Raw genomic sequence first — 20,029 nt, 5'->3', positions numbered from 1 at the left:
TAGTGGCCCACGCCACACGATGCGAACTACTCGCCGGTACATTACTCGGTACAACCGCTTATTCCGTAAGTGGCGGATGTGACTTTTGTTTCCCGTGGACAGGGGCTATTGTCCGGCCCCCAAGGGGCAGCAGGTCAGCCAGACAGGTGCCGTCGTGGGGCACTTTGGAGGTGCCGCCGTCGTGAATTACGACGGCGGCCGGCGCGTCGCGCGTCAAAGTGCCCCCGTTTCGGTTCGGCCGGCTCCGGAGGCCGGATTACTTTGCGTTGTCGTAGGAGTTGACGACGGCGACGCTCACCGGGAACTCGACCGGAATGGGGCCGAAGAGCAGCTCCTTGGCGGCATTGGCCGCTTCCTCGATGGCGCGGGTGCAGGCATCCACGGCGGCGTCCGGGGCATGGACCATGACTTCGTCGTGCAGGAAAAACACGAGTTCCCCGGTTGCTGAACCGTCGGCACGCATGGTGCGCAGCCGCCGTCGTAATTCCGCAAGCCAGCAGGCGGCCCAGTCCGCCGCCGAACCCTGGACGACGAAGTTCCGCGTGAAACGTCCGCGCGAACGCGCGATGGCGTCGGCGCGGCGCTGCTCCTCCGCGGAAGTCGACCGCTGGCTGAGGAACCACCGTTCCGACGGCGGCGGGCTGCTGCGTCCCAGGCGCGAGGTGACGGTCCTGCCCGCTTCGCCGTCGCGGGCGGCGCGTTCGACGAAGCCCACCGCGCGCGGGTAGGTCTTGGCCAGCTGCGGCATCAGGCGGCCCGCTTCGCCGGAGGTGGCGCCGTACATGGCTCCCAGCAGCGCCATTTTTGCCTTGCTCCGGTCACCGCCGAACCCCTTGGCCGCGATCCCGGCGTAGAGATCCTGGTCCCGGGCGGCTTCGGCCATGGTCGAGTCCTGCGCGAGGGCGGCGAGAACGCGGGGTTCCAGCTGGGACGCGTCCGCCACGATGAGCTTGTGCCCCGGGTCTGCATGCACGGCGCCGCGGACCTGGCGGGGGATTTGCAGAGCCCCGCCGCCGCGTGATGCCCAGCGGCCCGACACCACTCCGCCCACCACGTATTCGGGCCGGAACCTCCCGTTCCGCACCCAGGCGTCCAGCCACGCCCAGCCGTTGGCGGTGTGGAGCCGCGACAGTTTCTTGTAGGCCAGCAGGGGCGCGATCGCCGGATGGCTGGACCCCTTCAGTTCCCATTGCCGCGTGGACTTTACCTCGATGCCGTTGCGGTGCAGGGCGCGCATCAGCTCCTGCGGCGAGTCCGGGTTCAGCGCCGGTGCGTTCAGCAGGCCCCGGAGTTCGGTGTTGAGGGCCTCGAGCTTGGCCGGGCGGTGCCCCACCGGAGGCCGCGGGCCCAGATGCTCCGCCAGGATGTGCTCGTGCAGTTCCTCGCGCCACGGCACGCCGGCATGCTGCATCTCGGCAGCGACGAGGGCGCTGGCCGATTCGGCGGCGAGGAGGAGCTGAAGACGCAGTCGCCGGTTACCGTCCCCCGCGGTGGTTGCTCCCGCCGCGGTTCCCGCCACGGCATTGGCTGAAGCGGCGCCTGCGAGGGCCTCTTGCTGGGCGGCGTATTCGGCACGCAACTCGGCCAAGGTCTGCCGCGGTTCGGTTGCCGCGCCCGGGTCATCGAAGAGCGCCCCCTGGTCCGCGGGCGGAGGGGGCGGCTGGAGCAGCCGCGGCGGCTGCAGGTCGTCGTCCTGTGTGAGCTTCTCGGCGTTCCGGGCGTACGGGGTGTGGGCCGTGAATTCGGAATGGGCCAGGATAGCGCCGCACAAGGAAAGATCGTAGCAACGCTCCACGTCGACGCCTGCCGCCAGCAGTGACGGGTACCAGTCCTGGGTGCGGTGCCAGATCCAGCGCGGGCGCCGCTTCTCGAGTTCGCGGACGACGGCGGCGAGCCCGGTTCCGTCGTCGAGTGCGGTTTGGGGTGCGGCCTGGTGGGCTCCCTGCGGGGCAAGGCTGACAACCCGGGGTTCCGGATTGTCGGGGTGGGGGAGGCCTGCCGCCGTGAGTTCCTGTATGGCTGCGCCGTCGGGGTGGGCGGCGAGCAACAGATACATATATCCAATTCTGCCCTGCCGCCGTGCTGTTCGGCGTTCGGCTGGCGCCCTGGGTGCCATTGGTCTGTCTGGGTCTATCTGCAGGGGTCTTGCCGCTCTTGTCCTCCACAGCGAGCCAGGGCTCTCTTTTCAGCAGCCGGGCGGCCGGTTTTCCACATACGGCCATGCGGCTCTGACGGGCGCCTGTTCCGTTGGGCACAGTTGCTGCATGAGCAGGCACCACGCCCGGAACCGGCGACTCCCATCAGACCCGGACAGCGCACAGCCGGATGCTGCCGTGCCCGATGCTGCCGTGCCCAATGCACAGCGCAGGCCAGCTCCGGTGGGGCTGTCGCCCGGTTCTGAAACCGGAACCTGGCTCCCCGCCGACGGCGGCGACGTCCTGCTCGTCACGGGCTTTGAATTCCTGCGGGGAGAAGTGAAGCGGATTGTCGCGGCCGCGGGCGGACGGCTCCGGGTGGTGGACGATGTGGCAGAGGCCGCGCCATTCTGGGATTCCGCGGCCGACGTCCTGGTCGGCAGTGATGTCCGTGAACTGCCGCCCCGGCGCCGTGCCCCGGCCGTGCTCGTCGGTCTCAGCGGCGAAGGGGATACGCTCTGGCACCTGGGCGCCGCCCTGGGTGCACAACGCGTCGCCGTTCTTCCGGACGCCGCCGCCTGGCTGGCGGAGTATCTCAGCCGGTCCCGTTCACCCGAGGCCGGAGGCCTGGTGCTTGGTGTCACGGGCGGCTGCGGAGGGGCGGGTGCCACCACCGCGGCGGCGTGGCTCGCGCAGGCAGCAGCCGAACTCGGTGCACGGGTCCTGCTCGTGGACGCCGATCCCTGGGGCGGTGGCCTCGAACTGGCACTGGCCGCGGAGGAATCCCCGGGTCTCCGCTGGCCGGACCTGGCCGATGCCAGTGGCAGCATTGACCCGCAGCAGCTCGCGGACGCGTTGCCTGTCGCCGGCGGGTTCTCGTTTCTGTCGTGGCCCGGAAGCAGGGAACGGCCGCCCCTGGTGGACCCGGTCACCGTGGGAGGCGTCCTCGACGCCGCACGCAGGGGCTACGAAGTGGTGATTGTCGATATCGGCCGCAACGCCGAGCCGCTGCGCACGTTCGCCTGGGATTGCGACCGCCTCCTGGTTGTCGTCCCCGCCCAACTGAAGGCTGCGGTTGCCGCTGCGCGGCTACTGCAGGAGCTTCCGCCCGTCGAATCCGCCCTGGTCATCAGGGGAAAGGCCGGGGTTGCGCTGGACGCCGCGCTGGTCGCCGAGTCCGTAGGGCTGCCCCTGCACGGCGTGATGCCCGAGGTGCGGGGCACAGCCTCGGCCACCGAGCTGGGCCGCCTGCTCGACCAGGGCAGGCGAAAGAGCGTGCGGCGCTTCGCCTCCTCAGTGCTGGGCCTCCTCGCCGGCGAGGCCGGGGACCTCCGGTGAGTGCTTATCTGGGAGTGCCCGCGGCCGGTGCGGATGCCGGCGTCGGTGGCGCACCCGGGTTTCCCGGTGCAGCTGCTTCCCGCGCCGCGCTCGCCGAGACTGCCGGGCGGCGGCGCGGGGCCCGGGTCTTGGATGCGGGGCTTCTCGAGACCGTCCGTGAGTCGGTCATGGCCGACGCCGGGCCGGTTACCCCGTCCCGGGTGGCGGCTGCGGTGCAGGCCACCGGGAAGCTGCTGGGCACAGCGGGTTCCCTCGCCGCCGCTGAGCGCATCAGCGCTGAGCTCAACGGTCTTGGGCCGCTGCAGCACCTGGTCCGGGACCCGTTGGTCACGGACATCTTCGTGAACGCACCGGACTCCGTCTGGCTGGACAGGGGCCGCGGCATCGAACGGACATCGGTGGCTTTCGCAGGGGAGGCGCAGCTCAGGGCCCTTGCCGCCAGGCTGGTGGCATCGGGCGGCAGGCGGCTGGATGACGGATCGCCGTGCGTGGATGTGCGGCTCGAGGGCGGTTACCGGGTCCATGCCGTCCTGCCGCCCATCTCGGCGGCCGGCACGCTGCTCAGTATCAGGATCCGGCGGGAACAGGTGTTCACCATGGACGAGCTCCGGGACGGGGGCATGTTTGGGCCCCTTGTTCAATGCGTTCTGGAGCGCATGGTGGAGCAGCGGTTGAGTTTCCTGGTAAGCGGGGCCACCGGGTCCGGAAAGACCACTCTCCTGTCCACCCTGCTGGGGCTTTGCCACCCGGGGGAGCGGCTGGTCCTGATCGAGGACGCCTCAGAGCTGAACCCCGTACACCCGCATGTGGTGTCGCTGGAATCACGGCACGGGAACCTCGAAGGAGGCGGGGCAGTGGACCTCGGTGAACTCGTCCGCCAGGCCCTGAGGATGCGGCCGGACCGGCTGATCGTGGGAGAGTGCCGGGGCTCAGAGGTGCGCGAACTCTTGACCGCTATGAATACGGGGCACACCGGAGGCGGGGGCACCATCCACGCCAACGCCGCAGGCGCGGTTCCGGCCCGGCTCACCGCTCTCGGGGCCCTGGCCGGGCTTGGCCAGGATGCGGTCCGCCTGCAGGTTGCCAGCGCACTTGACCTGGTGGTCCACGTAGCCCGGTCGAGGCACGGACGCTATGTCGCGTGCATCGGCATCCTGACCGAGCGGCCCGGTGGCCTCGACGTCGCCGTGGCCCTGGACGTTTCCGCTGGCAGGCCGGTTCCCGGGCCGGCGTGGGAGATCCTTGCCCAGCGCCTGGCCCTCGACCCGGGCCTGGCAACGGAGGCAGGCGCTGTCCCCGAGGCCGGCCACGCACACGGCTCCATCCCTGCCCGCGATTCCGGCCCCGGTTCGGGAAACATGCGTGAAAAACGCGGAGCCCGCAGGGCAGCAGCATGACCGCGGCCCTTGTTGGTGCACTGGCGCTCGCCGCGTGGCTGATCCTGAGCCCTGCGCGTGGGCCGGTTCGGCGCGCACGCATCGCCCTCGGCGTCAGCGGTTTGGCCGGGGGCCGTGTCCGCCGTAACGGCCGGCCTGCCATGAGGGACCGAGGCGGGTTTGGCCTCGCCCGTGGCCGCCGCCGGGAGGCGTTCGTGTCCCTGACGGTTGTGGTTCAGCAATTGGCTGCCCTGTTGAAGGGCGGCCGGTCCCCTTCGCGGCTCTGGGAGGAACTGTGGCAGCTTTACGTGGAGCAGGGCTCCGCAGATGACGACCCCCGCCGGCCACGGCTCAGCCCCGGATCGGCGGCTGTCCTGTCTGCCGCGCGGGGAGCGGCCCTGCGGGGCGCGCCGGTAGCCGAGGCAATACGGTCGGCCTGCTCACCCTCCCGTCACGGAACGGGCGGCCGTGAGCCGCGGATCTGGGCTGAGCTGGCAGCCTGCTTCGAGATAGCGGCCGCCAGCGGCTGTCCGCTGGCCGACGTCCTGACGCGCTTTGCAGCCCAGCTCGAGGTTGAAGACGACGCCGAAGCCGCCCGCCAGACGGCGCTCGCCGGACCGAAGGCAACGGTCGCGCTGCTGACCTGGCTCCCCCTGCTGGGGCTGGGATTGGGCGTCTGCCTCGGCGTGGACCCACTGGTGATGCTGCTGGGCACACCGTTCGGCGTGGCTGCGCTGGTCGCAGGCATCGGACTGACCGTTGCCGGCCGCCTGTGGTCCGCAAGGCTCGTGCGGGCAGCCGCCGGCGCGGCTGCGCCATGAACACGTGTCAGCCAGACTGCCTCTGCACGAGCGGATCAGGCCAATGAACAGGTCAGGCCAATGAACGGATCAGTGCTGGCCGCTGCCCTCATCTTCTTGGCGCTTGCGGCCGCCGCAGGCCTCGCCTTTAGCGGGACCGCCCCTGCGAGATCCGGACTCCTCCGCCGGAGCGGCCTGTCGGCGGGTAGCGGCAGGGTGGACAAGGACGAACACTCTCAGAGGCGCGCCGAGCAGTCACCGGGATTGCGTGATACGGCCATGATGCTTGAGCTGATTGCCGCCATGCTCCACGCGGGTGCGGGTATCGGACGAGCACTGGAACTGGTGGCCGCTGCGGCCTCACCCGAGTACGGCCGCGCCCTGCGGCCTGTCGTGGGAGCCATGGCCATTGGCGCCGACTGGGAGACGGCCTGGCGGAGTTCAGACGTGCGCTCGCCGGAAATACTCGCCCTCAGGGACGCCTTGGGCTTCGCCGCGCTGACCGGTGCACCGTCGTCGTCCATCCTTTATGCCCAGGCCGCCAGAATGAGGCGGGAACGCTTCCGCGCCGCGGAGAAGCGCGCGGCCTCCCTTGGAGTCAAGCTGGTGGTTCCGCTGGGGCTGTGTTCGCTGCCGGCTTTCATCTGCCTGGGAGTCGTTCCTGTGCTGCTGGCCCTGGTTCCGTCGGGCAGCTGAGATCCCTTGGGAAGCTGATATCCCTTGGGGAGCTGAGTTTTGTCGGGCAGCCGAGCTTCGTCGGGCACCTGAGATCCCTCGGGGAGCCGAATGGGCTGCTGTTTCCCGCCGCCAAAAAAGTGACCCGCCGCAAGGCATTTCGCGCTGCCATGCATTTGCCGCTTTTTCACGCTGAGGTGCGGCACATGCCACGGGCGCCGCGGATACGCCGGCACTTTCCCTCCACATGCCGCCCGCCCGGCTGCTTTTCCACTTAGGGAAGTTCAGGCCTTACCGGTCCGGACGGCGGACGGGAGAGTCGAATGCACCGGCAATTCGCCGGAACTCCAGAAAGGAAAATTCATGTCCCTCAACCACCACAGCCCGGGTGAAGCCGTCCGGCCCGTGCGCCAGGAATCCGAAGAAGCTGATGTGCTGGAGATCTACCCGGGCGCCAGCATGGCGCCGCGGGTGAAGCCACGGCCACGCAGGCATCTCACGGGCTCGGAGGCCGGCATGGCGACCGCCGAATATGCCATCGCCACGTTGGCCGCCGTGGGTTTCGCCGGGCTCCTGGTGTTCATCCTGCGAAGCGACGAAGTGCGCGGCTTCCTGCTCAACCTGATCCGTACGGCGCTGGCTCTGCCGTGAAACCCGCTCCGCGGACCCCTACAGCGGCCGGACTTGAGTCCCGCCGGCAGGACAGGAACCCATCCGGAGATCAGGCCGGCGGCCGCGGGCAGGGGAAGTCTCGTGACGCCGAGAGCGGTCGCGGGAACAACCGGGGCGCGGTGACCGCGGAATTCGCGGTGGCTCTTCCGGCGGTCCTGCTGCTTCTGGCGATGCTGCTGGCGGGGTCTGCGGCGGGAATCACCCAACTACGGCTGGAGGATGCGGCCCGGGCTGGCGCCAGGGCACTCGCGAGGGGTGAAGACCCCGCCGCCGTCAACGGCATCGTCCGGAAGCTGGCAGGCCCATCCGCCTCGTCGGCCGTTGTGCCCGGCGGCGAATGGATGAGCGTCACCGTGTCGGACCGGGCGGCGGGACCCCTGGGACGCATGGTGCCGTGGACGCTGACAGCCAGGGCAGAGGCACGCAGCGAAACGGCATCATCGGCACCGCCTCCGGGAACGGTCCAGGCGGCGCCGGAGGTGCAGGTCGCGCTGGCGGCGCCGGCCGGGCATGGATACGGGATTCTTGCCAGGCGGTCCCTGTGAGCCTTCGGCGGAAACAGCCCCTCGGCCAGCGCAGAAGTCCGGCGTCCGGAGTCGAATCCGAACGCGGATCGGGCACTGTGCTGGCCGCGGGGCTCGGCATGGTGGTTGTCATGGTCATGTCCCTGCTCCTCCTGCTGGCGCAGGCATCGGCCGCGGCGTCCAAAGCCGCCGCCGCGGCCGACCTCGCCGCGTTGGCAGCGGCTGACGCGCTCCGTGGTGTTTCAGCGGGGGAGCCCTGCCTTGTGGCTGCCGCGGTGGCTGCCCGCCACAAAGCAGCGCTTGTCAGCTGCACCGCCGGAGGTGACCAGTCCGTCGAGGTCAGTACCGAGCTGCCTGCTGGGCCCCTCCTAGGCGTCGCCACCGGCCGGGCCAGGGCAGGACCGCCGCCCTAAGTTGGCGGGGTTCCTAAAAGGCATGGCGCTCTGGGTTGCGCCGGCGCCTTTGAGGCGACGGTCGCAACCTAGACCGTGTTCGGCGCCGGTGCGCCCGCCTCGGAATCCTGTGGCGCTGCCGTGTCCCGCGCATCCTTCAGCAGGACATCGATCAGGGTGACTGCCGCATCCTTGTCCAACGGGTTGTTCTTGTTGCCACATTTTGGCGATTGGACACAGGAGGGGCATCCGGATTCGCACTCGCAGGCCTCGATCGCATCTCTCGTGGCCGAGAGCCACACCTTGGCTTTCTCGAAGCCCCGTTCGGCAAAACCGGCACCGCCTGGATGCCCGTCGTACACGAAAATCGTCGGCACACCGGTGTCGGCATGGATTGCGGTTGAAACCCCGCCGATGTCCCAGCGGTCGCTCGAGGCAACCAGCGGCAGCAGGCCGATGGCGGCGTGCTCGGCCGCGTGGAGGGCGCCGGGGAACTGGGCTTCGATGAGTCCGGCACCTGTGAGTGACCGGTTCTCCATCACAAACCACACGGCCTTCGTAAACAGGTCCCGGGCTCCCAGATCGAGCGGCTCCTCGCCCAGGACTTCATTGGAAATCAGGGCCTTCCGCTGAAAGGAGACCACTTGAGTTGTGACCTTGACGTCGCCGAAGTGGACGGCAACATCGCCCCACTGCGCAGTCCGCTGCGTCTCGAGGACCTCGATCTGCGTCACGTCCCGGGCTGTCGTGTAGTAGTCGGGGTTGGCACGGCGTACCACCACGCAGTGATCGTCCTCGTTCAGGTCCTCCACCACGTAGCTGTCGCCCTGATGGACGTACACGGCCCCGGTGTGGGCCTGGTAGTGCGTCTGCGGCGAATCCATGGTTCCCAGCAGCGAACCGGTGTCGGCATCGACAATGCTGACCGGCCCGCCGCCGTCGGCGCGCAGGTTTACCATGGCGGCCGCGCTCTGCGCGTGGGTCCAGAACCAGCCGGCCGGGCGCCGCCGCAGGTACCCCTGTGCCACCAGCTGCCCGAGGAGTTTCTCCGCACTGGCTCCGAACAGCGGCAGCTCGGCCACGCCGAGCGGGAGCTCGGCGGCAGCGGCGCAGAGGTGCGGGCCCAGCACATAGGGGTTGGACGGATCAAAGACTGTGGCCTCGACGGACACGTCGAAGATGGCTTCCGGATGGTTGACCAGGTAGGTGTCCAGGGGATCATCGCTGGCCACGAAGGCGGCGATGGCGTCCTGTCCGGCGCGGCCGGCGCGGCCGATCTGCTGGAAGAGGGACGCCCGGGTGCCGGGCCAGCCGGCCACCAGCACGGCGTCCAGCCCGGAGATGTCAATCCCCAGTTCCAGGGCCGAAGTGCTGGAAATACCCAGCAGCTGGCCGGTCCGCAGGGCCCTTTCCAAGGCGCGGCGTTCCTCCGGGAGATATCCGGAGCGGTAGGCCGCCACGCGTTGCGGCAGGCTGGGGTCGACTTCGTCAAGGAGCCGTTTGGTGATGGAAGAGATGGTTTCGGCGCCACGCCTGGACTTGATGAACGCGATGGTCCGGACCCGTGACGAGACAAGGTTCGCGAGCAGGTCCGCGGTCTCGGCCACCGCCGTCCTGCGTTCCTTGGCGCCGTTCTCGCCGCGCACCTCGCTGAGCGCCGGTTCCCAGAATGCCACTGTCGTGGATCCGTGCGGCGAGGAGTCTTCCGAGACGCCCTGGACCGCGGCGCCAATGAGCCGGCCAAAGGACTTCTCCGGCTCGGAAGCGGTGGCGGACGCCGCGATGAAGACCGGTCCGGCAGCGTTTCCATCGGCGGCGTAGTAAGCGCAAATGCGCCGCAGCCGGCGCATCAGGTTGGCCACGTGGGAGCCGAAGACGCCGCGGTAGCTGTGGGCCTCGTCAACGATCACGTAGCGCAGGCGCCGGAAGAATCCGGCCCACCAGGCGTGGTTGGGCAGGATGCCGAAGTGCAGCATATCGGGGTTGGCGAGAATGAAGTTCGCGTGGTCGCGGATCCAGCGGCGGGAGGCTTGATCGGTGTCGCCGTCGTAGGTTTCGGCCCGGACGGTCGGGAGGTTCAGGGATCTAATTGCTGCGAGCTGGTCTGCCGCCAGCGCCTTGGTGGGGGAGAGGTACAGCGTCACCGCGCCGTCGTCGTGGATTTTTCCAGGGTCCGACAGGACGCGGAGCTCGGACCGGTGAATCGCATCGAGCGCCGGCAGCTGGTAGGCCAGGGATTTTCCGGACGCCGTGCCGGTGGCGATCACCACGTGCCTGCCGCCGTGGGCAATGTCTGCTGCCCGGATCTGATGCCGGTAGGGCTGGTGGATGCCGAGCTTGCCGTAGGCCGCGACCAGGTCCGGGTGGGCCCAGTCCGGCCACGGTTCGTGCACGGCGGCGCGTGCTGGAATGGTCCGCACATGCCGGAGCTGCTCCGGGTCCGGGCCGCGGCCCAGCAACGGAATCAGCGAGTCATGGGGGTTCACCCCAACATTCTTTCATCCGGGCAAAAATCGCCCGCACTGAACACCGAATACGCCCCGCACTGAACACCGAATACGCACAGACCCGCGGACCGGCAGGGAACAGCAACCCGGGCACAGGACAGCTGACCCGCTACAGACCCCGGAAGAACGGAACGGCCGGAACGGTCAGACTACGGAGAGGTCGGAGCCCTCATCGGAGGCGGAGAGCATCAGCACGTGGCACACCGAGGACCAGCCCAGATGCGAATACAGCTTCTGCCCGTCCAGGGACGCCAGCAGGAGCCCGTCCTCCACATCGTGGGAGAACGCCTGCGCCGCCAGCGCCTTCATGATGAAGCTGCCCAGGCCCCGGCGCTGGAAGGCGGGTTCGGTGACGATCTTGTCGAACACCGCGGTGCCGTTGATGACCACCACGCGGCCGCTCACCGCCAGAGTGTCACCCGAACGGACTTCGGCGAAGTGGACGCCGTTGGACTCCCACGTTTTCAGGGCCAGGTCGTCGTCCGAGAGCCACGGGTCCTCGGAGTCCTGGGTTTCCATGTCCACAACCATCATGGTCTGGGACGCTGACGTGGCGTTGAGGTTGTGTTGCTCAGCCAAGAGCTTGTAGCGCCCCACATCATTGGTCAGGATGGTCAGGACCCGTTTGGGGGCCTCGGCAGTCTTTGCCGCCAGCTCCGCGAATTCCGCGTCCGTAGGATCGGAGGCGAAGTATTCCCAGTCCCCGGTCGTGTCCGCACGCAAGGCCGCGGGGAACCGTCCCTCGGTGCGCGTCTCATAGCCCCGGCAACCAGCCCAACCGGCTACCCAGACTTCCAGCAGATGAGTGATGTCTCCAACCATGGCTTCTGGCGTCATGTGATGAGAGTATTCCAGCGCTGTCATAAGCAACAGTGCTTCGGCGCTTGCTTATGCAATTGTGATAGGAGGCTCTTCCCGGGTCCGAATCCGTCCTCGGCGGCCACCAAGTACCCTTAAATACGTGGCTTTGAACCGAATCGTACTCTTTTACGGCTTTACTCCCATCGCAGACCCGGACGCTGTCCGGCTCTGGCAGCGTGCCCTGTGCGAAAAGCTCGGCCTGACCGGGCGAATCCTCATCTCCAAGGACGGTATCAATGCCACCGTTGGCGGGGAGATCGGGGCTGTGAAGCAGTACGTGAAAACCACCCGTGAATACAAGGGCTTCCATGGCATCGACGTCAAATGGTCCGACGGCGGTGCGGAGGACTTCCCCCGTCTGAGCGTCAAGGTCCGCCACGAGATCGTTTCGTTCGGTGCGCCCGGCGAGCTGAAGGTGGACGAAAAAGGCGTCGTGGGGGGCGGGACGCACCTGAAGCCTGAGGAAGTCCACGAACTCGTCGACGCGAGGAGGGCCACCGGCCAGGACGTCGTGTTCTTTGACGGCCGCAACGCGTTCGAGGCACAGATCGGCAAGTTCAAGGACGCCATTGTCCCTGACGTCGCCACCACCCACGACTTCATCACCGAGCTCGACTCCGGCAAGTACGACCACCTGAAGGACCAGCCGGTCGTCACCTACTGCACCGGAGGCATCCGCTGCGAGGTGCTGTCCAGCCTTATGGTGAACCGCGGCTTCAAAGAGGTGTACCAGCTGGACGGCGGCATTGTGCGCTACGGGGAGAAGTTCAAGGACCAGGGCCTCTGGGAAGGCTCTCTCTACGTCTTCGACAAGCGCATGCACCTCGAATTCAGCGAGGACGCCAAAACCATCGGCGAGTGCGTCCGGTGCCAGGCGCCCACGAGCAAGTTCGAGAACTGCTCGAACCCCAGCTGCCGCACGCTGACGCTGTACTGCGCGGAGTGCGCCGCCAGCCCTGAAACCCTGCGCTGCCCGGACGGTTGCGCCGCGGCCTGAGCAGGAGGGACGGCAGCGCCCGGCAGCCCCTGCCTGGCCGGGTCCTCTGGCTGCAGCGTCAGATCCGGCTGATCCGGTAGGCGAAATTGGCGGCCGACCGCGCCTCCACCGTCACCCGGAGCACCGAGTCCTCGGACACGTGCACCACATTGACGCGCGACGTGCCGCACCGGAGGCTCAGGTCCACCAGGGCGGATTCTTCGTCGCGGACTGTGAATGAGACCCGACGCTCGCTCCGGCACGCGAGGGTGAGGGAGTACGTGCCGCTCGGCAGCTGCTTGGTGGATTCTGTCTTGCTGCGGCCCCTTGAAACGCTGCCGTAGCTTGTGTGGAAGACCTGTCCCTCGGCGTCGGGCAGGACGTCCTTCGCCCATTCAGTGAGCTCCTCACCCGACACCGGCACATTCTCCAGCGGATCACGCGGCAATACGGGATCCGTTACCACGGGGTCGGCGGCCGGAAGTTCGCCCCGGCCGTCGTCGTAGCTGTATTCACAGCCGCCCAGGACGGCTGCCACCGGCACAAAGAAAAGCACGACGGCGGCTGCTGGCGCCCGCAACCAGAGCCTGCGTTGCGCCCGCGCCGGGAAACGATGCGCGGAGGCCATCCGCACCGTGGGCATATCCCGACTTTAAGCCTGCCGGGGACGCCGGTACAGATGGCAATCCGCCGGAAGGAAGAATTTCCCGCGCCGTCTTGGAATTGCGGGATCCATACGACGCCGCCGCCAATTGGCGGCGTAGTAAGCCGCGGATTAAGGGGCAGGAACCAGGTGATAGGCGTACAGGAGCGGTGCGTCGACGCTGGCGGCGCTGATCTCCATCCGCCCGGCCTTCGGTACGGTGATCGTCGCGGTTTCGCGGCTGCCGTTGCAGGCCGCTCCGGCTTCCGTCAGTTCCTTGCCGGCGAGCATCACGGTGAAGAACGCCTTGCCGCCCCCGTCGCAGGTGATGGTCAGCGTGTAGTCACCTGCCGGGACGCTGGCTGCCGCCGGGATGATCCTGTCCCGGTTGAGGATCTTGCCGGAGTCCTCCAGCACCGCCCGGCTGTCGGAGGGCAGGGCGGTGGCCTGCCACTGCGGAACATCGGCATTTTCGATCGACACCACGGGGGAGCAGGCAGTCGCTGCCAGCAGTATGGCGGCGGACGCCGCCGCCCCGCCCAAGGCACGGGAAATCAGAGGACAACGTTCAGGCATGCCTTCAAACTTACCCGTTTGAGGTGCCGCCGGATTCCGGCCGCCTCCCGCCGCTCCGCAGCGAGGCCACAAAAGAGACAAGTCTGTCTGCCTCAGTCAGCACTTTGGCCATGCCTGCGGAGGTCGCCAGCACCCGCTCGCCCCGGGACTCCAAAGCCACGGGAATGACTGTGGTCCGTGCCGCAGCGTCCGGCGGCGCCGCGGTTCCCTGCTGCCGGGGCCGCGGGGCCGCGGCTTCTTGATGTGCGGGCCGCGATTCCGTGGGCTGCGGCTTCGACGCCTCGCGCCCGGCGCTCTCCTCGGACAGGGTCAGGGCATCGATCTTGGCGCCTCCGATCTTGTCCAGCATTTCGTAGTCTTCGTCACTGCACAGATCGCTGGCCGCAAGGTGCTTCAGGGCCACCAGGCCAACAATTGCCCTGCTGAAGTCGCGGTCCATGGCAAGGTCGATGGCCCACTGGGTCCGCTTCCACCACTGGTCTCGCCGGTCGGCCTGACGCCGCTGGGCGAGCGTGCGCCACGCGATCCAGGCAGCAATGACGGCGGCCAGCAGCGGTGCGAATGCCGCCGCGTACCGCAGCCAATCGGGATCGGCCGCCAGTGCCTGGGTTCCGAGCATGGCCCAACTGTAACTGCAGGCGCGGACAATGATCAGGCGCCGACAATGATGTGGGCGGAAATAGACTTGGCCGGTGACCGAACCAACGCACTTCACCGCCGGCAACACTCCCGACGCGCCTCGCAGCGACATGCCCGACTCCTCCAGGCCCTGGCCTCAGACCTCCGCGAGGTGGGCTACACCCTGGAGGGCGTCGCGGAACTGCTGGGGGAATCCGCATACGCGGCCCTGAACCGGGACCAGCCCATCCCGGCACTGATCGCGACTGAAGCAGTAGCCGCCGGCGAGCCGCGCACCGCAGCGTTGGCCGCCGTCGTGCGTTTCTGGCTTTTGGCCGTTCCGCAGAAAGCGGAGGTGCTTGACGGCGCGCTGCCGCGGACCCGCGCCGAAGGCCTGGCGGCGCTTGGGCTGGCGAAAATCACGGGGACCGAGGTTGTGGCCGAAGCGGATCTGCGTCCCTACGGCTGGGACGCGGGCAGGAACGGCGGCGTCGAGATCTGGGTGGCCAGTGACCTCGCTGCGCACCAGCGGCCCGGCGTCCTCAGGCACGACCACGTCCTGGGCATCGGGCAGGCGTCCACCACCCTTGTCCAGACCACCATCCGCCGCCATGCTGAAAGAGCCCTGGACCTGGGCACCGGCTGCGGCATTCAGACCTTCCACCTTCTCCAGCACAGCGGTCACGTCACCGCCACGGACATCTCGGAGCGCGCCCTCGCATTCACGCGCTTCAATCTCCTGCTCAATGCCGAGCCACTGAATATTGATCCGGCGCGGCCGGCCGAGCGCGTGAGCCTGCGGCTCGGATCGCTCCTCGATCCTGTTGCCGGCGAGACCTTTGACCTCGTCGTGTCCAATCCGCCGTTCGTCATCACGCCGCGCACTGCGGGGGAGGCTGCAGCCGACCAGTTCACGTACCGCGACGGCGGCCTGCCGGGCGACGATATCGTGGCGTCGCTCATCCGCTCCCTGCCTGATGTGCTCGTCCCCGGCGGAACGGCCCAGCTTCTGGGCAACTGGGAGATCCCGGAGGGGTCGGCGTGGGATGAGCGGCCGCAAAGCTGGGCCGGTCCGGACACGGACGCGTGGTTCATCCAGCGCGAACAGGTGGGGCCGGAGCAGTACGCCGAGACCTGGCTGCAGGATGCCTCGGAAACCCGGGACCGCCGGCACTACCAGGAGGCCTATGCCGCGTACCTGGCGGACTTCGCGTCGCGGAATGTCGGCGGGATCGGCTTCGGGATGGTCTTCCTGCGCCGTCCGGCAGGTGAGCGGCGGATCCGCCGTTTCGAGGAGATCACCTATCCGATTGAACAGCCGGTCGGGCCCCACCTGGGGGCGGCGGTGGAACGGGCGGACTGGCTGGCGGCCCACGACGTCTCCGCGGCCCACCTTCTCGTGGCCGAGGACGTCACCGAGGAGCGCCACCAGCGCCCCGGCGCCGAACACCCCGGCGTCATCCTGCTGCGCCAGGGAGCCGGCCTCCGCCGCACCAACCTGCTGAGCACCGAACTGGCGGGCTTTGTCTCCGCGTGCGACGGCGACCTGACCGCCGGACAGATTATCGGCGCCCTTGAGGCGCTGCTGGGCGGGACGGAGGGGTTCGACGGCGGTGCCTTCCGCAGCGGCCTGCTCACCGAAGTGGCCAATCTGGTCCGGGACGGATTCCTGCTGCCCGTGGGCCCGGACTGACAGGGGACCCGGGACTGACGCCGGGCCTGGAGTGACAGTGGGTCCAAGCGCGAACGTACAGCTGTGGCCCCGAATCGCAGCGGATCTGGCGCCGCAACTGTACGTTCGCGCCGGGAGGGCGAACGGACAGTCAGTTAATCAGGGCGCGGCCCATCCCGGGAGCCGGGACGTCGATGGTGAAGCCGCACATGCAGCGGTAGGTCACGGCGTCGGCTGCACCCACGGCCTTTACCGAGCGGATCAGGCGCTGGCCGTCCACCCTGATGGCCATTTCCAGGGGGAACTCCTGGTCGAGACGCTTCATGGGCCGCCGGCAGTGCCGCGGGGTGCCCGTTGCCGCCAGCAGGGAGGCGTCGGTGGCTGTCCCCGGGTGCAGGCTTGAGCCTGTGAGTTCTCCGGCGGGCTGGGCTGCCGGGATCAAAGCGTCTTCGTGGAGGGTAATCATGGTCATCCTTTGGGCTTTTCACGGGACCGCCAACGCTGGCCGCCCCGCCGCGAACTGCTTGCGGGAGGTCTGTTTACGGAAGTAAGCAAAGCATGCTTAGTATTTCCGGGGCAAGCCGGCTGGCTCCGAACTGCGGATATCAAGCATTTCTTTCAGAGCTCCTTCGTGCTGCGTAGACTGATGAAGTGAGTACTGACATGCCGCCGTCGGAACCGGCGGAAACCCCGCCGGACGCAGCCGCCGCGACGCCGGCTGCAACGGGGGCGCGGCGCAGGAACCGGCCGGAAAAGAAGGTGGAAATCACCGACCCCAAGGCGATCCGCGCGCTGGCTCATGCTGCCCGCCTGGAGGTCATTTCGGAGCTGTACTCCACGCAGTCCAGCCGCACGGCCACGGAACTTGCGCAGCAGACAGGGCTCACCCCCAGTGCGATGAGCTACCACCTGCGGGCGCTGCAGAAGTGGGGCATCGTGGTCCCGGCCGAGGCCTCGGCCGACGCCCGCGAGCGCCGGTGGAAGGCGGCGGGCACGGACTTTGCCATCAACTCGGGCGGGGCAGTGGCCGGCCCCGACTTTGCGGTGATCGACCTCGAACTGGATGCGTTCCGCCGCCGCGCCAGGGCCTACGCCCGTGCCCGGGACGAACAGCGGCAAAGCGGTGAGTCCGGGGAGGCGGCGTCGGCGGTGCTGCTCGCAAGCAACCTTCTGTACCTCACAGCCGAGCAGCGCAGCGAACTGACGGAACGGGTGTTTGAGCTGCTCCGCGACTACGAGCTGGAGGATCCCAACCGTGTTCCGCCGGGTGCCGAACGGATCGCCACCATGTGGTCCATGATTCCTGACGACCGCACCCTGCCAGGGGCCTCCGGCGGCCACGGCGGCACCTGACGGGCGCGAAGGACGGGCCTGTGCCGGCCCGCGGGGACCCGGCCGGGCGGCCGGCAGCCCCGGCCGTGACGGGGGCCACCGTTTTCCACATGACAGCGCAGAATTCTGCAAAATATGGTGAACTAGGCCAATATGGGCTGATCTGCCCGAGCAACCTTTTTCTGTAGGAGCACTGTGCCAAGCAAGGCCAAAACCGGCAAGAAACTCGTGATTGTGGAGTCTCCGGCCAAGAGCAAGACCATCGCCAAGTACCTGGGCGAGGGCTTCATTGTTGAGGCCTCCATCGGTCACATCCGCGACCTGCCGCAGCCGTCCGAGCTCCCCGCGGACCTGAAGAAGACCTCCCTGGGCAAGTTCGCCGTCGACGTCGAAAACGACTTCAAGCCCTACTACGTCGTCTCCCCGGACAAGAAGAAAAAGGTGGCCGAGCTCAAGGCCCAACTCAAAGACGCTGACGCGCTCTATCTCGCAACCGATGGGGACCGCGAGGGCGAAGCCATCGCGTGGCACCTCCTGGAGGTCCTGAAGCCCAAGGTCCCCGTGTACCGGATGACCTTCGGCGAAATCACCAAGGAAGCGATCCACCGCGCCATGGACAACCTGCGCGACGTCGACGCCGCCCTGGTTGACGCGCAGGAAACCCGCCGCATCCTGGACCGCCTCTACGGCTACGAGATCTCCCCGGTACTGTGGCGCAAGGTGGCGCGCGGACTGTCGGCCGGCCGCGTGCAGTCCGTGGTCACGCGCATGGTGGTGGACCGCGAGCGCGAGCGCATGGCGTTCAAGTCCGCGTCCTACTGGGACCTGACCGGGCAGTTCGGTGCCGATTCCGGCTCGTTCAAGGCCAAGCTTGCCGCCGTTGACGGTGCCAAGGTGGCCACCGGCCGGGACTTTAACGACGACGGCGAACTCACCTCGCGCAACGTTGCGCACCTGAACGAGGAACTGGCCACCTCCCTGGCCGCCGCCCTGCAGGACGCCGATTTCCGTGTCCGCTCCGTTGACACTAAGCCGTACACGCGCCGCCCCGCCGCGCCCTTCACCACCTCCACGCTGCAGCAGGAGGCCGGTCGCAAGCTGCGGTTCTCGTCCAAGAGCACCATGCAGATCGCCCAGCGGCTGTACGAAAACGGCTACATCACCTATATGCGTACGGACTCCTCGGCGCTGAGCGACGAGGCCGTCACGGCCGCGCGCCGCCAGGCTGCCGAGCTGTACGGCCCCGAATACGTTCCGCAGTCGCCGCGCGTCTACACCAGCAAGGCTGCCAACGCACAGGAGGCCCACGAGGCCATCCGTCCCGCCGGTGACTCCTTCCGCACCCCCGCCCAGGTGGCCAAGCAGCTCAGCGGCGACGAGTTCCGGCTCTATGAGCTGATCTGGAAGCGCACCGTGGCCTCGCAGATGGGCGACGCGAAGGGCTCCACGGCCACCATCCGCCTGGGTGCGGTGGCCGCCGACGGCCGCGACGCCGAATTCTCCGCCTCCGGCACGGTCATCACGTTCCCCGGCTTCCTGGCCGCCTATGAAGAGGGCAAGGACGAAAGCCGCGGCGACGACGACTCCGACGAGGCCCGCCGCCTGCCGAACGTCGCGAAGGGTGACGGGCTGGCCGCCTCGGAGATCATCGCCGTCGGCCACGAGACCTCGCCGCCGCCGCGCTACACGGAAGCTTCCCTGACCGCCGAGCTGGAAAAGAAGGGCATCGGACGCCCGTCCACGTACGCCTCGACGATCTCCACCATCCAGGACCGCGGCTATGTGCGTAAGCAGGGCTCAGCCCTGGTGCCGAGCTGGATCGCGTTCTCCGTGGTGCGGCTCCTCGAACAGCACTTCACGGACTATGTGGATTACGAGTTCACGGCCGACATGGAAGGCGACCTGGACAAGATCGCCAACGGCCAGGCCGTGGGCGCCGCCTGGCTCAAGCACTTCTACTACGGCGAAGATGCCGACCCCGGCCTGCTGAGCATCGTGAACAACCTGGGCGAGATTGACGCCCGCGAGATCAACTCCGTGCCCATCGCGGACGGCATCACGCTGCGGGTCGGCAAGTTCGGCCCCTACCTGGAGAGCTCGCTGCCCACGGTGGACCCCAAGACCGGCGAAGTGGTGGAATCCGCCCGCGCCAACGTCCCGGAGGACCTTGCCCCGGACGAGCTCACCGCCGCCAAAGCAGTGGAGCTCATGGAAACCGCGGCCCCGGAGGAGCGGGTCCTGGGTACCGATCCCCACACCGGCCACACGGTGGTTGCCAAGAACGGCCGGTACGGCGCCTACGTCACCGAGATCATTCCGGAGATGACCGAGGAGCAGCTAGCCAACCTGCCGGTCGAGTACTACAAGAACGGCAAGCCCAAGCCGCCGAAGAAGCCTGTCAAGGCCAAGCCGCGCACCGGTTCGCTGTTCAAGTCGATGACCGTGGAATCTGTCACGCTGGACGAAGCGCTGCAGCTCATGAGCCTTCCGCGGGTCCTCGGTGCGGACGCCGAAGGCAACCCGATCACGGTGCAGAACGGCCGCTTCGGTCCGTACCTGAAGAAGGGCACGGACTCGCGGTCCATCGGCTCGGAAGAGGAAATCTTCACCATCACGCTGGAGCAGGCGCTGGAAATCTACTCCCAGCCCAAGCAGCGCGGTGTCCGCGCGGCCGTGCCGCCGCTGGCCGAGTTCGGTCCGGACCCCGTGTCGGAGAAGAACATCGTGGTGAAGGAGGGCCGCTTCGGTCCGTACATCACCGACGGCATCACCAACATCACCGTGCCCCGCAGCACCTCGCTGGAGGAACTGACTCGGGAACGTGCCGTCGAACTTCTCGCCGAAAAGCGGGCCAAGGGCCCGGTCAAGCGCACCACCACGCGCAAGGCCCCGGCAAAGAAGGCTGCAGCCAAGAAGTAGATCCCGCTGGTTG

Annotated in this window: 17 protein-coding genes and 1 pseudogene; 11 read left to right on the top strand and 7 right to left on the bottom strand. The window is 68.0% G+C overall.

Features of this window, described 5'->3' with window-relative positions; all coding sequences use genetic code 11:
• Window positions 1-256 precede the first annotated feature (256 nt).
• Complete coding sequence (locus QF036_RS21310) at window positions 257-2,056, bottom strand: bifunctional 3'-5' exonuclease/DNA polymerase (protein ID WP_307105091.1); 1,800 nt, start codon at window positions 2,054-2,056, stop codon at window positions 257-259.
• A 322-nt stretch (window positions 2,057-2,378) separates the two neighbouring features.
• Between QF036_RS21310 and ssd the strand changes: the two genes are divergently transcribed.
• The 7 genes from ssd (at window position 2,379) to QF036_RS21275 (ending at window position 7,933) form a co-directional block, all read left to right on the top strand.
• Window positions 2,379-3,473, top strand: coding sequence for a septum site-determining protein Ssd (ssd, locus tag QF036_RS21305; RefSeq protein ID WP_307106041.1), 1,095 nt, complete (start codon window positions 2,379-2,381; stop codon window positions 3,471-3,473).
• Window positions 3,470-4,870: a TadA family conjugal transfer-associated ATPase gene (locus QF036_RS21300; protein WP_373460214.1), complete on the top strand. Its 1,401-nt coding sequence runs from the start codon at window positions 3,470-3,472 to the stop codon at window positions 4,868-4,870. The genes ssd and QF036_RS21300 overlap by 4 nt, the downstream gene beginning before the upstream one ends.
• Window positions 4,867-5,670, top strand: coding sequence for a hypothetical protein (locus tag QF036_RS21295; RefSeq protein ID WP_307105089.1), 804 nt, complete (start codon window positions 4,867-4,869; stop codon window positions 5,668-5,670). The genes QF036_RS21300 and QF036_RS21295 overlap by 4 nt, the downstream gene beginning before the upstream one ends.
• A gap of 60 nt (window positions 5,671-5,730) precedes the next feature.
• Complete coding sequence (locus QF036_RS21290) at window positions 5,731-6,345, top strand: type II secretion system F family protein (protein ID WP_307105088.1); 615 nt, start codon at window positions 5,731-5,733, stop codon at window positions 6,343-6,345.
• Between the two features lie 342 nt (window positions 6,346-6,687).
• Window positions 6,688-6,975, top strand: a complete 288-nt coding sequence (locus QF036_RS21285) for a DUF4244 domain-containing protein (RefSeq protein WP_307105086.1) — start codon at window positions 6,688-6,690, stop codon at window positions 6,973-6,975.
• Between the two features lie 140 nt (window positions 6,976-7,115).
• On the top strand, window positions 7,116-7,541 hold the full coding sequence (locus QF036_RS21280; protein WP_307105084.1) for a TadE family type IV pilus minor pilin: 426 nt from the start codon (window positions 7,116-7,118) through the stop codon (window positions 7,539-7,541).
• On the top strand, window positions 7,538-7,933 hold the full coding sequence (locus QF036_RS21275; RefSeq protein ID WP_307105082.1) for an Rv3654c family TadE-like protein: 396 nt from the start codon (window positions 7,538-7,540) through the stop codon (window positions 7,931-7,933). The genes QF036_RS21280 and QF036_RS21275 overlap by 4 nt, the downstream gene beginning before the upstream one ends.
• A 68-nt stretch (window positions 7,934-8,001) precedes the next feature.
• Here QF036_RS21275 and QF036_RS21270 read toward each other — a convergent pair whose 3' ends face one another.
• Window positions 8,002-10,398 (bottom strand): DEAD/DEAH box helicase, encoded by a 2,397-nt coding sequence (locus QF036_RS21270; protein ID WP_307105080.1) that lies wholly within the window; start codon window positions 10,396-10,398, stop codon window positions 8,002-8,004.
• A 165-nt stretch (window positions 10,399-10,563) separates the two neighbouring features.
• A complete protein-coding gene (locus tag QF036_RS21265; RefSeq protein ID WP_307105078.1) occupies window positions 10,564-11,256 on the bottom strand; it encodes a GNAT family N-acetyltransferase in 693 nt (230 codons plus the stop codon).
• A gap of 124 nt (window positions 11,257-11,380) precedes the next feature.
• Between QF036_RS21265 and trhO the strand changes: the two genes are divergently transcribed.
• Entirely contained in the window at window positions 11,381-12,277 is an 897-nt protein-coding gene (gene trhO / locus QF036_RS21260) for an oxygen-dependent tRNA uridine(34) hydroxylase TrhO (protein WP_307105076.1), read from the top strand.
• A gap of 58 nt (window positions 12,278-12,335) precedes the next feature.
• On the opposite strand, the gene QF036_RS21255 is transcribed toward trhO, so the two are convergent.
• From QF036_RS21255 to QF036_RS21245, 3 genes are all read right to left on the bottom strand, one after another.
• The gene (locus QF036_RS21255; RefSeq protein ID WP_307105074.1) at window positions 12,336-12,899 is read right to left on the bottom strand and encodes a hypothetical protein; all 564 of its coding nucleotides are present in this window, start codon (window positions 12,897-12,899) and stop codon (window positions 12,336-12,338) included.
• 132 nt (window positions 12,900-13,031) lie between these two features.
• Window positions 13,032-13,475, bottom strand: a complete 444-nt coding sequence (locus QF036_RS21250) for a hypothetical protein (RefSeq protein ID WP_307105072.1) — start codon at window positions 13,473-13,475, stop codon at window positions 13,032-13,034.
• A 10-nt stretch (window positions 13,476-13,485) separates the two neighbouring features.
• Window positions 13,486-14,094 carry a hypothetical protein gene (locus QF036_RS21245; RefSeq protein WP_307105070.1) on the bottom strand — a complete coding sequence of 203 codons (609 nt, stop codon included), beginning with the start codon at window positions 14,092-14,094 and terminating at the stop codon, window positions 13,486-13,488.
• Window positions 14,095-14,224: 130 nt separating this feature from the next.
• Between QF036_RS21245 and QF036_RS21240 the strand changes: the two are divergent.
• Window positions 14,225-15,786, top strand: a pseudogene (locus tag QF036_RS21240) (DUF7059 domain-containing protein).
• Window positions 15,787-15,916: 130 nt separating this feature from the next.
• Here QF036_RS21240 and QF036_RS21235 read toward each other — a convergent pair.
• Complete coding sequence (locus QF036_RS21235; RefSeq protein WP_307105068.1) at window positions 15,917-16,231, bottom strand: hypothetical protein; 315 nt, start codon at window positions 16,229-16,231, stop codon at window positions 15,917-15,919.
• Window positions 16,232-16,416: 185 nt separating this feature from the next.
• On the opposite strand from QF036_RS21235, the gene QF036_RS21230 reads away from it, so the two are divergent.
• Complete coding sequence (locus QF036_RS21230) at window positions 16,417-17,118, top strand: ArsR/SmtB family transcription factor (RefSeq protein ID WP_307105066.1); 702 nt, start codon at window positions 16,417-16,419, stop codon at window positions 17,116-17,118.
• A gap of 174 nt (window positions 17,119-17,292) precedes the next feature.
• Entirely contained in the window at window positions 17,293-20,016 is a 2,724-nt protein-coding gene (gene topA, locus QF036_RS21225) for a type I DNA topoisomerase (RefSeq protein WP_307105064.1), read from the top strand.
• Window positions 20,017-20,029: the final 13 nt, after the last annotated feature.

It is taken from the genome of Arthrobacter globiformis, assembly GCF_030817195.1.
Taxonomy (GTDB): Bacteria; Actinomycetota; Actinomycetes; order Actinomycetales; family Micrococcaceae; genus Arthrobacter; species Arthrobacter globiformis_D.
Note: the sequence above shows the minus strand (reverse complement) of the source record. Positions and strands in the feature narration are given on the sequence as shown.

What these genes read in the sequence shown, in the direction of transcription:
- QF036_RS21285 (WP_307105086.1), top strand. Translation starts at nt 6,688, where the DNA reads ATGTCCCTCAACCACCACAGCCCGGGTGAAGCCGTCCGGCCCGTGCGC.
- QF036_RS21235 (WP_307105068.1), bottom strand. Translation starts at nt 16,231, where the DNA reads ATGATTACCCTCCACGAAGACGCTTTGATCCCGGCAGCCCAGCCCGCC.
- QF036_RS21295 (WP_307105089.1), top strand. Translation starts at nt 4,867, where the DNA reads ATGACCGCGGCCCTTGTTGGTGCACTGGCGCTCGCCGCGTGGCTGATC.
- QF036_RS21265 (WP_307105078.1), bottom strand. Translation starts at nt 11,256, where the DNA reads ATGACGCCAGAAGCCATGGTTGGAGACATCACTCATCTGCTGGAAGTC.
- QF036_RS21310 (WP_307105091.1), bottom strand. Translation starts at nt 2,056, where the DNA reads ATGTATCTGTTGCTCGCCGCCCACCCCGACGGCGCAGCCATACAGGAA.
- QF036_RS21250 (WP_307105072.1), bottom strand. Translation starts at nt 13,475, where the DNA reads ATGCCTGAACGTTGTCCTCTGATTTCCCGTGCCTTGGGCGGGGCGGCG.
- QF036_RS21290 (WP_307105088.1), top strand. Translation starts at nt 5,731, where the DNA reads ATGAACGGATCAGTGCTGGCCGCTGCCCTCATCTTCTTGGCGCTTGCG.
- QF036_RS21245 (WP_307105070.1), bottom strand. Translation starts at nt 14,094, where the DNA reads ATGCTCGGAACCCAGGCACTGGCGGCCGATCCCGATTGGCTGCGGTAC.
- QF036_RS21255 (WP_307105074.1), bottom strand. Translation starts at nt 12,899, where the DNA reads ATGCCCACGGTGCGGATGGCCTCCGCGCATCGTTTCCCGGCGCGGGCG.